Annotated in this window: 10 protein-coding genes; 3 read left to right on the top strand and 7 right to left on the bottom strand. The window is 37.2% G+C overall.

Features of this window, described 5'->3' with window-relative positions:
• Positions 1–4: 4 nt before the first annotated feature.
• The 5 genes from gspG to gspC are packed head-to-tail and all read right to left on the bottom strand — an operon-like array spanning position 5 to position 6,289.
• Positions 5–445, bottom strand: a complete 441-nt coding sequence (gspG, locus tag Q4493_RS16795; protein WP_303455238.1) for a type II secretion system major pseudopilin GspG — start codon at positions 443–445, stop codon at positions 5–7.
• 13 nt (positions 446–458) lie between these two features.
• On the bottom strand, positions 459–1,682 hold the full coding sequence (gspF, locus tag Q4493_RS16790) for a type II secretion system inner membrane protein GspF (RefSeq protein WP_303455144.1): 1,224 nt from the start codon (positions 1,680–1,682) through the stop codon (positions 459–461).
• Between the two features lie 7 nt (positions 1,683–1,689).
• Positions 1,690–3,222: a type II secretion system ATPase GspE gene (gene gspE, locus Q4493_RS16785; protein WP_303455141.1), complete on the bottom strand. Its 1,533-nt coding sequence runs from the start codon at positions 3,220–3,222 to the stop codon at positions 1,690–1,692.
• A gap of 5 nt (positions 3,223–3,227) precedes the next feature.
• Positions 3,228–5,327, bottom strand: coding sequence for a type II secretion system secretin GspD (gene gspD, locus Q4493_RS16780; protein ID WP_303455138.1), 2,100 nt, complete (start codon positions 5,325–5,327; stop codon positions 3,228–3,230).
• 29 nt (positions 5,328–5,356) lie between these two features.
• A complete protein-coding gene (gene gspC, locus Q4493_RS16775) occupies positions 5,357–6,289 on the bottom strand; it encodes a type II secretion system protein GspC (RefSeq protein WP_303455136.1) in 933 nt (310 codons plus the stop codon).
• 193 nt (positions 6,290–6,482) lie between these two features.
• On the opposite strand from gspC, the gene Q4493_RS16770 reads away from it, so the two are divergent.
• The 3 genes from Q4493_RS16770 to Q4493_RS16760 all read left to right on the top strand — a co-directional run bounded on the left by Q4493_RS16770 (position 6,483) and on the right by Q4493_RS16760 (position 9,353).
• Positions 6,483–6,890 carry a S4 domain-containing protein gene (locus Q4493_RS16770; RefSeq protein ID WP_303455133.1) on the top strand — a complete coding sequence of 136 codons (408 nt, stop codon included), beginning with the start codon at positions 6,483–6,485 and terminating at the stop codon, positions 6,888–6,890.
• 3 nt (positions 6,891–6,893) lie between these two features.
• Positions 6,894–7,757 carry an Hsp33 family molecular chaperone HslO gene (hslO, locus tag Q4493_RS16765; protein ID WP_303455130.1) on the top strand — a complete coding sequence of 288 codons (864 nt, stop codon included), beginning with the start codon at positions 6,894–6,896 and terminating at the stop codon, positions 7,755–7,757.
• 168 nt (positions 7,758–7,925) lie between these two features.
• On the top strand, positions 7,926–9,353 hold the full coding sequence (locus Q4493_RS16760) for a tetratricopeptide repeat-containing sulfotransferase family protein (RefSeq protein ID WP_303455128.1): 1,428 nt from the start codon (positions 7,926–7,928) through the stop codon (positions 9,351–9,353).
• 66 nt (positions 9,354–9,419) lie between these two features.
• Here the strand turns inward: Q4493_RS16760 and Q4493_RS16755 are convergent, their stop codons facing one another.
• Together Q4493_RS16755 and Q4493_RS16750 are read right to left on the bottom strand one after the other, a co-directional pair.
• A complete protein-coding gene (locus Q4493_RS16755; RefSeq protein ID WP_303455126.1) occupies positions 9,420–9,908 on the bottom strand; it encodes a DUF3016 domain-containing protein in 489 nt (162 codons plus the stop codon).
• Between the two features lie 205 nt (positions 9,909–10,113).
• The gene (locus Q4493_RS16750) at positions 10,114–13,068 is read right to left on the bottom strand and encodes a TonB-dependent receptor (RefSeq protein ID WP_303455124.1); all 2,955 of its coding nucleotides are present in this window, start codon (positions 13,066–13,068) and stop codon (positions 10,114–10,116) included.
• Positions 13,069–13,458: the final 390 nt, after the last annotated feature.

Below are 13,458 nucleotides of genomic sequence, written 5' to 3'. Positions count from 1 at the left end.
ACTCTTATTGATAATCCGCTAAATTCCAATTACCAATATCATCATCGGTACCTGCTTCCCCATCTGGTCCCATGGAAAATATATCCATTTTTCCATGCTCACCTGGGTTTAATAACTGATAATCATTTCCCCATGGGTCTTGAGGTAATCGTTTAATATACCCGCCTTCAGGAAAGCGACGAGGAATTGGCTCGATTTCTGTTTGCTCTACTAAGGCTTCAAGTCCTTGCTCTGTAGTTGGGTAATTATAGTTTTGTGAGCGATACATGCCTAATGCCGTTTCTAATGAACCAATATCAATAACCGCTTTTTGCTCACGAGCGGTGTCTTGACTACCCATTAAATTAGGCACGATCATACTGGCAATGATACCGATAATAACCAACACCACCATAACTTCTAATAAAGAAAAACCTGATTGTTTAATCAAACGTTTAGACTGCATTTTCTTTTTCATGTTAACTTCCTATCAATGTATTTAATTGAAGAATCGGTTGTAAAATCGCCATCACGATAAACAACACTATACCGGCCATAGTCACCATAATTGCCGGCTCTAATGCCTTTAATGAAATATTCATTAAGGCTTCAAACTCTCTATCTTGGTTATCAGCCGCTCGACCAAGCATATGTTCTAGTTGACCACTTTTTTCACCACTTGCGATCATATGTAGCATCATAGGTGGAAATAATTTGGTTTGTTCAAGTGATAATCGCAAACTTGAACCTTCTCGCACTTTATCAGCCGCTTTCTTAACTTTGTCTTTAATATACAAGTTTTCTAATACTTCACCGGCAATACTCATACTTTCTAAAAGCGGTACCGCACTGGCGGTTAAAATACTAAGCGTTCTGGCAAATCGAGCAGTATTTACCCCGCGAATTACTTTACCAAGGCCAGGTAAAACCAATAACTTCTCATGTACTTTATAGCGAAATGGCGGACGCTTCATTAATTGTAAAAACACCATAACCGCGATAACAAACAGCAAAAATATCGCCAAACCATAGTGTTGTAAAAACTCACTACTGGCGATTAAAAATTGTGTAGTGCCTGGTAAGCTTGCGCCTAAATGTTCAAACTGACCTATAATTTGTGGCACGACTGATGTGAGTAAGACAACGATAACGCCAATGGCAACAACAGTCATGATTGCGGGATAAACCATGGCTTGTATCATTTGAGAGCGAAGTTTTTGACGCTGCTCAGTGTAATCAGCAAGACGGTCTAACACCTTATCTAAATGCCCTGACTTTTCACCGGCTGCCACCATCGCTCGAAATAAATGACTAAAAACATGTGGAAACTCAGCCATGCTTTCAGCTAAGCCGTACCCCTCAGTTACTTTAGTGCGAACCGCCATCACCATACTTTTCAATGCGTTTTTATCACATTGCTCAGCAACCGCTAATAATGATTCTTCAAGAGGCAATCCTGATTCCACTAATGTCGCTAATTGCCGCGTAAATAAAGCCAATTCAGTCGCTGATATTTTTTGACGATTGCCAAATGAGGAAGATTGCTGCTTTTGTTTACTCTTAACTAAACTTGCCGTGACTTCTGTTGGCATTAAGCCTTGGTCACGCAGCAATGCTCGCACATGTCTGGGCGTGTCGCCTTCAATCACGCCTTTTTTTATTTTTCCACGGTTATCAACCGCTTGGTAATCAAACGCTGCCATTTATTTACTAATCTTCTCGGGTGACGCGCAGCACTTCTTCAAGTGTCGTATTGCCGGCCAGAACTTCATCAAAACCATCTCGACGAATGCTAGGTGTAGATTTACGTATGAGTTTTTCTATTTCTTGTTCGCCTTTGCCGTTATGGATCAATTCGCGAACCTTATCATCGACAAATAATAATTCATGAATACCCGTACGACCTTTATAGCCTTTATGATTACATTCATCACAACCTACCGCACGATAAATAGGCGTTTTATCACCAGTAGGTAAACCTAATAAATGTGACTCTTCTTCATCTGGTAAGTGACTTTCTTTACAATGAGGGCACAGGGTTCTTACTAAGCGTTGCGCTAAAACCCCTAATAAGCTTGAAGATAATAAAAAGGGCTCAACCCCCATATCTTCCATACGAGTTATTGCACCGGCAGCAGTATTAGTATGTAATGTTGATAATACCAAATGCCCGGTTAAACTTGCTTGTACAGCAATTTGCGCGGTTTCTAAATCGCGAATTTCACCGACCATTACAACATCGGGATCTTGACGTAAAATAGCACGTAATCCTCGAGCAAAAGTCATATCCACTTTAGTATTCACTTGAGTTTGACCAATGCCTTCAATGGCGTATTCAATCGGATCTTCAACCGTTAAAACATTACGCTGTTTATGATCAATTTGGCTTAAGCCTGCGTATAAGGTCGTTGATTTACCTGAGCCGGTAGGTCCAGTCACTAGAATAATGCCATGAGGCTTATCAATCAGTCTTGAAAATTTCACTCGATTGGCATCTGTCATGCCTAAATCTTGTAGATCTAAACGGGCAGAGTTTTTATCTAACAAACGTAAAACAACTCGCTCACCATGACCGGTAGGCATAGTTGAAACACGTACATCAACTGCACGACCGGCAATACGTAATGAAATACGACCATCTTGTGGAATACGTTTTTCAGCTATGTCTAATTTAGCCATAACTTTGATACGAGAGACTAACAAAGAAGCGAGTTTACGGTTAGGTTTTAACACTTCTCGTAAAACACCATCGACACGAAAACGAATTTGTAACGATTCTTCAAAAGTTTCAATATGAATATCTGAGGCATTTTCTTTGATCGCTTCGCTGAGCATAGCATTGATCATTTTGATGATCGGCGCATCATCTTCGTTTTCAAGTAAGTCTTCCGTTTCAACCATTTCATCAGCCAATGAGTATAAATCGACTTCATTGCCAATATCTTCCATCATTTGCTTCGCTTCTGAAGAATCACGTTGGTAAGCATTTGCTAATAATAATTCAAATTTTTCAGCGGTTTCTGTTACTAATGTAAATGGCTGTTTAATCACGCGCCGCGCTTCAATTAAGACATTAACGTCAACATTTTCTAAGCAATGTAACCTTAATTCATCATCAACTTTTTGAAACAACACACTGTGTCGTTTTGCAAAACCGAATGGTAATCGAATTGATTGTGGCACGACTTCTTCAGCAACAGCTAATTCCGTTTCATCAGCGGTGTTTAACATTTCTTCACTCATCCGTGTTACTTCTCATTACCATCTGCTGACTTTTTGTCTTGTTGTTTTTTATCAAGGTATTGATCAAACGATGGCGGTAATGACAATTCATCATTCCACGTAGGTAACAGCGGTAATTTTTCATCTGACATCAACTCTAAGCCATCATCCTGTTTACGAATTTGTTCAGCGCGAATAAAGTTATATTTGCCTTGGCTAATCTCATTCATTAAAGCACCATCACGAATAATTGTCGGGCGAATAAACACCATCAAATTACGCTTTCTCGTGGTATTGCTAGTAGATTTGAATAAATGACCAAGCAATGGAATATCGCCTAATAGAGGTACCTTTTGCACACTTTCTTGTACATCTTCATCAATTAATCCACCAAGAATAATCGTTTCACCACTATCAACCATCACAGTCGTTTTTATTTCTCGTTTATTAGTAATAACATCAACACCCGTGGCACCACTCAATGAAGATACTTCTTGTTCAATGGTTAACTGAACGCCTGAGCCTTCATTCACTTGTGGCGTTACTGTTAATTTAATCCCTACTTCTTGACGGTCTACTGTTTGAAATGGGTTACTGTTAGCACTGCCTGTTGTTGAGCCAGTAATAATCGGAATTTCTTGTCCAACTAAGAAATGGGCTTCCTCGTTGTCTAAAGTAGTTATACTTGGAGTTGCTAAAATATTTGAATTAGTGTCACTGCTAACAGCTTGAACGATTGCTCCCCAACCATTTTTCATCACTCCAAACATGCCACCACTTACCGTACCGAGTAATGTTGCAGCGAGTGAATAGTCACCTTTGGTATCATTTTGATAGAAACCTTCTTTGATTAATACATTATCACTATTGTATTCTGCAGGAACATAATCACCTGGAGTACTTTTCGCTGCTTCAGCGGCAGCAGCAACAGAGCTAATTGGTGCTGGCCCATTAGTAAACTGAGTCATGGCACCATTCTCATTTACCCATTGCACCCCTAAACTAACACCGTCTCCTTCAAAAACCTCAACAATAATCGCTTCAACTAATACTTGTGCGCGACGAACATCTAATTGATGAATAACAGACTCTAAAGAACGTAACATATCAGGCTGTGCCGTGATCACTAAGGTATTGGTATCTTTGTGGGCATCAATACTAACATTACGATTTTGACTACTACGTTTAGTGGTACTTGAGCTGCTAGATTCTGCTTCTATTGAATCACTCACCCCTTTTAACACATCCACTAATTCTTCAGCTTTTGAGTATTTAAGATAATAAACTCGGGTATTGCCGTTATTTTCAAGTTCGCTGTCTAAACGTTGAATTAATTTTGCAATACGTTCACGGGCTTGCTTTTCGCCACTAACAATAACGCTATTGGTTCTTTCATCAGCAACAATTTTAGGAATAAGAAAACTTGGCGTACCACCGGCTTTACCTTGGCTTGATTTATTTAACGCTTCAACAATACGTACCATTTCGCCTGCAGATGCAAACTGTAACTTAATAATTTGTTCAAATTGATCGCCGGCTCTATCAACACGTTTGATAATATTTGCCAAACGATTTACCACCGACGCGGTACCTGTCATGATAAAAACATTAGCGGGATCGTAGTTTACTACTGTACCGCCGCCTGCTTGATCCGACATTTGACGTAATAAAGGTGATAATTCTCGCACGGTGACATTTTTTACTTCAACTACTCGTGTAACCATTTCGTCGCCAACCCCTGGGTTGTCATCATCAACTAACGGTGTTGCAGCAGATTTAGCTTTCTTGTTACGAACAATTTTAATAATGTTATTGCCGGTTTCTATCGCGGCAAAACCATAGACTTCTAACACATTCAGGAAAAATTGATAATATTGTTCTTCGGTTAGCAAGTCGTAACTTCTGACATTGACTTTCCCGCGAACATTTGGGTCAACAATCATAGTTTTTTTAAGGTTTTTACCAACAATATTAATAAATTCGTTGAGATCTGTACCCTTAAAATTTGGCGAATATTGAGCAGCACTGGCCGAACTTGCCGTTAGCAATAAGCCATTAAAAACACATACGGTAGATAAAATGACTACTGCTCGTTTTAACCAAGACGCATATACAGTCTTGCGCATGAAAAATTCCTTATATATTAAATTTATGACTATTGAATACTAAAAAGTATTTCGGTCATTTCACCACTACGGTCAACCAGTAATGATATTTCTTGTTCTTCTTTCAAAGCCTGTAAAGCTTGAGCAGCTTCACCCGGCAGTGTCAGATCTAAACCATTCATTTGAACCGCAACATCACCTGATTTCAACCCTGAAGATTGAAAAAACTCAGGGTCTTTACCCGGCATTAATTGATAACCAATAATATCGCCATTTTCCCTTTTCGGGATAATTTTTAAATAATCGGTAATTTTACCTGGGTCATCATTAATGTCATTTTTAAGCTGCATTGCTGTGCGACTTAACGTTTTATTGTCACGTTGATCAAGTATTTGAGGGCCATGCAAAGGGGATGGTTTAGCAACTTCTCTACTGGGTTGTCTTTCACTTGCTCTACTCATTGAACTTGTTTGTCTTTGATTAAATTCAAAACCATCAAGCATTAATGTTTCAAGCCGACCAGATTGTTTGATTAACACCCTATCAGTGGCAACACTATCAAGTACCGCTCGTGTACCGGTAATTTTATCACCAATACCATATGTTTCTTGTTTACCGTTATTTTCAATAATAGCGGCCGCTATCGTAACATCATCACTTGCAACCGTGCCTGTTAGCGTTAATCTAAGTTTTGTTTCTGGTGCATCTTGAACTTTGACTTCTTCAATCGTTTTTTGTTCAGAGTATTTACCAAATAAATTGAGCTGACTAATCACTCCCACATTAATGTCATAACTACTATCACTAGCAGATGCATTGTATTTGGCAACGATAGGCGAGGCTATTTTATTTTCTGTTACGATCAACCATGTAAATTGCGCTAAGATGTAGGCAATATAACAAAGCAACAAAGCAGAAATTACGTTAGCAATTTTCTGTTGTGGCAATTTTTGTAGTTGCTCGGAAAACTCTGTCATATTCATTGGAAACTGCATTTTGATGATAATGAATTCATTTTAGCTATTATTATTCTTACGATGATACTTGAGCGAAGCTGAAGCAACAAGAAATCTACCCAAAATTTAACTAATATTTACAAAGTAGTATTTTTCATGGTGTAAAATACTAAGCTATGGTAACTTTCGCGATATTATACATACGGTATATAACAAGACGATGACACAAGGTAAAAATTTAACAGAAAATACCTCTACACGACTTGATAAGTGGCTTTGGGCTGCTCGATTTTATAAAACCCGCGCAATTGCTAAACAAATGATTGACGGCGGTAAAGTTTTCTATAATGGTCAACGGAGCAAATCAGGTAAGACTGTTGCTATTGGCGACTTGGTAAAAGTTCGACAGGGCTTTGAAGAAAAAGAAGTAACAATCATTGCGCTTGCCGATAAGCGTAAAGACGCGACTTTTGCCCAAACACTTTATTTAGAGACACCAGCTAGCATAGAAACTCGTGAGAAAAATGCGTTAGCTCGCAAACAAGGCATTTTACTCAGTCCAGCTTCGGACACTAAACCCGATAAAAAACAACGTCGTAAAATTCGACAATTTAAAGAAAGGATTTAAGGTTTGAACACACAACCTGATATTTTACATCGCTATTTATTTGATGACCTTCATGTGCGAGGCGAACTCGTACAGCTCTCAGATACCTATCAACAAATTATTGCTGCGCATGATTACCCATTAGGCGTTCGACAATTGTTGGGTGAATTAGTAGCCGCTACTTGTTTATTGACTGCTACCTTAAAGTTAGAAGGTGAAATTTCCGTTCAATTACAAGGAGATGGACCTATAGGTTATCTTGCGGTTAATGGCGGACATAATCAAAAAATGCGAGGTATTGCCAAGTTAAAAGAAACAACTGCAGCACAAGGTCTGCAAAACTTAATAGGCAAAGGCACAATGGTTATTACTATTCATCCTGTTAAAGGTGAAGCTTACCAAGGTGTTGTTGCTCTTGAACAATCAACTATCGCTGACTGCTTATCGCATTATTTTAAGGTGTCAGAACAAATACCGACCATGATTTGGCTTTATCATAATGATGAAACTCAGCAAGTTGCTGGTAGTTTAGTGCAATTATTACCCGATGGTGGCGATAAAGAAAAGCAACACAACGATTTTGAGCATTTGTGTCAACTTACCAATACATTAAAAGCGGAAGAAATATTTACGTTAGACGCAGAAACACTGTTATTCCGTTTATATAATCAAGAAAAAGTCAGATTATTTGATCCGCAAGAGGTTACCTATCAATGTAGTTGTTCAGAAGAAAAATGCATGAATGCTATATCGCAATTTCAAGCAACTGAAATTCAAAACATTCTTGCAGAGCAAGGTAGCATAAGTATGACGTGCGATTACTGTTTAACAACTTATGCTTTTTATGAGAAACAATTACAACATCTATTAAATGATGTTCAACATTAAATAAGTAACCATTCTTGTTGCATCAAAAGGCGCTAGATTGCGCCTTTTTTTTATCGCTCTTGATGATTATTATTAATGAGCAACACAAGACTTTTTCCAAATAATTTCTCTACATATTTGACCATTTATATTACTCTATAACCATCATATTTTATTGAGTAAAACCCTTTGGATCATAAAGCTTTAGCTAACCAAGTATTAGCAGACATAAAAAATAATAATAAAAAAAGTGCCATGAGTAAGTTAGCTGATCTTATTGAGCAAAAAGCACCATTAGAAAATTTATGGGGAGGGTTAACTCGTATTGCTCTTTCTGTTGGCGAAATTAACCTAGCAATAGCTAGTGCAAAAAATTATTTGAATATTGACCCACAGGACGAAAATAGACTATTACAAGTTGCCAGTATTTATGCAGAAGCAGGAAAAATTCAACAAGCCATCTCGTTAATATCACCAATAAAAGATACAACTCAGTCGATTGCTATTCATCATTTTCTCGGCACTGTTTATAGTCAGGTCGGTGAAGTTGAGCAAGCAGTCAAACATTTAAATATCACATTAAAGAAAAACCCGTTATTAGGTATTTCATGGTTAACACTTTCGGCATTAATCACCTTTACTAAAAATTGCCATGAATTAGAAACCTTGTCAGCCATCGAAAATAAAATGCGACAAGGCAATGATCAACAAAATCAAATTCCTTATTGGTTTGCTTATGGTAAAGCATTACTTGATATTGGCGATGAAGAGTTGGCAATGAGTAAATTCAATATTGGTTGCCAATTGATGCAAACAAAATTTAACTTTAACGATATTGCCTATCAACAAAATATTGATGACATTATTAACCATCAAAACGCAAACTACTTTAAAAACTTGCCGGTCTCCAAGAATAGTTCTGAAAAAAAATATATTTTTATTGTTGGCTTACCACGTAGCGGCACCACACTTTTACAGCAAATATTAACTTCACACAGTCAAATACACGCTGGCGGTGAATCAAATAATCTGGCGCTTGCTATGGCTCCAATAGGTGCAAATACCCTTAATCAATTAGCCAAGGTTAAAAATAATGAAGCTTTATTAACCAACATAGAAAGTGAATATGACAACTTAACGACGCAAAGGTACGGTGATGATGGCTATATCATCGATAAATCCATGAACATTAATCATCACGTTGGTTTATTGCAGCATATTTACCCTAACGCTTCTTTTATTCATATTTCTAGAAATGAAGTCGCTAATGCATGGTCATGTTTTAGAACTTTTTTTAGCCAAGGACTTAGCTGGAGTTTTAAATTAGCGCATATAAAAACGTTTTTTACTGCGGAAAAAGCATTAACAAAACATTGGCAATCATTATTTCAAGACAAGCTTTATCAGATAAGTTACGAGGAATTAATTGCCACCCCAGAAAAAATTATTGCCGATTGTTGCCAGCATATAGGTATAGATTACCAAGAAGATATGCTCAACTTTTATAACAATAAACATCCGGTGCAAACAGCAAGTGTTGGTCAAGTAAGGCATGCATTAAATAGCAACTCTGTTAATGTTTCTGACTTTATTCAAGCCCAATTTTCAATAAGTTAGCTCATTAACCGCAAAACGCAGCTAAGCTGCGTTTTTATCTGAATACGTTAAAACTGTTCTTGCGTATTAATTTTTGACAATTACCGGTGCAAAAGTATTGTTAAACCACTCTGATATTAAATCTAACTCATGATAATAAGGTTTATTTGCATGTAATGAGCGTTGAAATTTAAAATGTTTCGGCCACAAATAAACACCACGTGAGATAAGCACTTTATTATTTTGATCGATCACTTGAAAATCAAATTCAATTCTTGGCGGCGTCGTATTATCAACCACTCTAATTTTTCGGCTGTTAGCAAATGAAATTGCACCAGCTAAATCTAAATTGTTTACCTTAATATATAAACTATATCCATCAGGCAACTGAGTTGCTAGGCTTTCAAAGTGATTATCAAATAATTCGAATAAATCTTTTTGAAATGTCTTCTTGTTTTCAATAGAAGCATAAATATCAGCATAATTCTCAGGAGATTGCCAGATAATTTGGCTGTTCCCTGCATGTGCAGTTATAACAAAGAAACAACTAATCGCTAGTAAAAATTTTCTAAACATCGTCTGAAATCCTTATTCATTTTCCACCAATATATATTTGTAACAGCAGAGAAGCAAACCACTTTTATTACCACTTATTGATACAAACAATTTAGAAGGCAAAATCGTCGCAACTAATGTTGAAGATAAGTGAAGTAAATTATAGACAAAAAAAACCCTAGATGACTCTAGGGTTTTATCAAAAGTATGACTACTTTATACGATATTAGAATTCAGCATTAACACTGAAACGGAAATAACGTGGCGTTTGGAAATCAGTTGGTAAGCCATATGTAGGATTGTGTTCCCCATCGTAGCCACCTAATTCAGCATCCCAACCAGCGTAACGTTCATTAACTTCGTTTAACTGTGTTGCTTTGTCGTTATTCGTTACGTTAAATACATCAGCACGGAAAGTGATTTTACTGTCATCCCAGTAATAATCATAAGATGCTGATAAATCTAATTGCCAAGTATTGGCTGTGCGACCTTGCGAACCACGTTTAACTAACTCACCATCTTTAACAAATGATTCTGCTTGATATAAAGAAGCGAATGCATCTGTTGGGTGGAAACCAAATGAGTTAAGTGGACGACCTTCAGTCCAGTTAAAATTAGCACCCACAGTTAAGTTTTCAATAACTTGGTAAGCACCGTTAATTTTAAATGAATGGCGACGGTCATTTGGTAAGTTACCATTTGCACCATCAGTTAAGCCCGGTTGGTCATAGTTAGTCGTTAAGCCTGAATCATTTTGGTCGTTATCTGAACGAACAAAACCTTCATTGTTACCCCAGCTATGCGCCCATGTATAGGTAAAACCAAACATCCAATCGTCTTCCCAAGCACGATCAAATGTTACATCGACAGAGCCGTAAGAACGCTCTGCTTCAGGGTAACCTAATTGATCAGCAGTAATAGTATACTCTTGGTTAGCTAAAGGACCATCACCATCTGGGTCAGTTGTGATAGTAACGTCTTGTCCTGGATTGGTTAATACATAGTAATGGAAACCACTACATAATGTACAACCGCCGTCCAACATCGCATCAAAACCAGCATCAATAGCGATATCTTCTAAAGAACTACCTAAATCACGGTAAGTTGCTTTAATACCAAAGCTCCAAGAATCACCTAATAAACGTTGGTAACCTAAAATAAACTCATCTTGGTACATAGGATCAAGCTCAGCATTTACCGTCTCAGTAGTGTTCTTAAGTGTACCGTCGCCATAAGTAGTAACCGAACCACCAGAACCAGGAACTAAATTAGGAGTGAAGTCAGCATTAATACTTTCAACATCGAAATATTGACGAGTATATAATTCATCACCCGCTAAACGTACGTTGGTGTTTGTAGCCACAGGTAAGAAATAGCGACCGTAGTTAGCAAATACTTTACTTTCACCATCGCCATTAATATCCCAACTTAAGCCAACACGAGGTGCCCATTGGTTCTGTACGTCAACAAACTTATCGCCTGCTTTGTTGTAGTTTTCAAAAGATTCGTTACGCAAACCAATACGTGCCACGATATCTTCAGTTACTTGCCAAGTATCTTCAATATAAAACGCTGATGATCTGGTTTCGAAATCACCTTTGTTAACATAAAACTCTTGGCGTACTGCAGAACAGTCAAGTTGACCCATTTCTAATAAATCAGTATCACAACCTTCATAGCGCCATGCTACACCACCTGCACGTTGTGTATCTTCAGTCGCTTCCATTTCTTCATAATCGATACCAAAACGTAATGTATGATCATCATGTACATACCAATCAACATCAAAACGGTAAGCAGTACGTTTATCATTTTGTACAGAAGGCGTGAATAAACCGAATGCACCAAATTCACGACCTGAAAAACGCTCATATATAGCAGGTTTAGTACCTAATGGGTTATCACCCATGTTTAAATTACTATAACTAGCTTCGTTAATTGAGTATTGCGCACTAACGGTTAAATCATCGGTTAAAATACCGGTATATTTTAAGCCCCATGTTTTACCACCGCGCTCTAAAATATAATCACCGTACCACTCACCTGTAGTGTCTGAATCTGGGTTGTATAAGTTTTTAGTACTTTCTAATTCAGAAGTGTTATCCCAACCAGTAAACTCTAAAATATGATCATCTGTGATATACCAATCAAGTTTTAAGGCATATAAGGTATCATTGGCTTCACGATCATAGATTGCACTACTTGTAGCATAGTCACTATCGCGATTTTCTTGGTTCACTAGACCGAAGAAGAATAATTTATCTTCGATTAAAGCACCGCTCGCCCAAACGTTAAGGTTAGTTTTCCCTCTATTATCTTTATTATTAACTTGATAAAACTCAGAACCAGAAGCATCTATATCGGCTTGATCTGTTCTAAAAACATCTGGTGACTCTTCACGCATTGAACCAGGCTCAAAGTAAGCACTTGCGCCAAATTTAAATTCGTTTGTACCACTTTTAGTAACGGCATTAACCACACCACCCGTTGAACGACCAAACTCAGCTGAGTAACCACCTGTTTTAACTTCAAAAGATTTGTACATTTCAAATGGTAATTCTGAACCACCTAAACCATTACGGAAGTTAGTAGTGTTAATACCATTTACATAATAAGTGTTTTCACCAACTGATGAACCACCGAAAGAAGCAAAGTTACCAAAATCACTATCACCTTTGATAGTACCTGGAGCTAGCATTGCAACTGACGTTACATCACGAGAAATTGGTACCTTATTTAAATATTCAACATCAACAATTAATTGCGATTCACTTGAAGCAACATCAATAGCAGAGATTGCTGCACCTGTTACGGTAATACGTTCAACATCACCTGCTTCTAAGGTCAAGTTAACAGTAGTAGAACCAGCTGGACCAACTCTTAAAGAATCTTGCTGTAAAACTGTAAAACCATCCTTTTTAGCTTCTAAAGAGTAATTACCTGATGGTAATAAAGGAAAACGGTAGTTACCTTGTGAATCAGATTGAACCGAACGAGTTAAACCTGTTGTCAAATTCTTAATTGTGATGGTTACATTCGATAGAACATTACCAGATTGGTTCAGTGAAGTACCTGTAATAGCACCATCATTTGCCATAGCGGGCATTGCTACCCCTAATGACATAGCAACAGCTGCGGCTGTTACAGAGCGTTTAAACGACTTAGAAATATTATTTCTCATTTTATGTTTCTCTCTGGACTAAAATTAGTATTTTTATTGTTATTTCTGCATATGTATAAATGTTACTAAACGTAACATGACTACCTAATACTGCCTAAAGAGGAAAATTTATTCAAGTGATTAGTATACAAAGATATTACTTTTCTTAATAATTCTTACTTATCGCAAAACCCTGATATTAAAGAAATTTGTCAATCAGTTAGTTTATTTTCATAGTAACCGTATTAAAAAACGTACACTGAATGATTATTTTTTGTCATAAATACTTAATGTCAGAATATTAATAAATAATTTTTCTGTAACATTTTACTCAATCTGATACCTCTCAGCCCCTCGCTAAATTTACATTGCTAACTTGTATGTTCTTTGCTTTAACACAATGCTTGATTG

The organism is Colwellia sp. 1_MG-2023, assembly GCF_030546755.1.
Taxonomy (GTDB): Bacteria; Pseudomonadota; Gammaproteobacteria; order Enterobacterales; family Alteromonadaceae; genus Thalassotalea_H.
The sequence above is the reverse complement of the archived record's forward strand: the minus strand, read 5'-3'. Positions and strand labels throughout refer to the sequence as shown.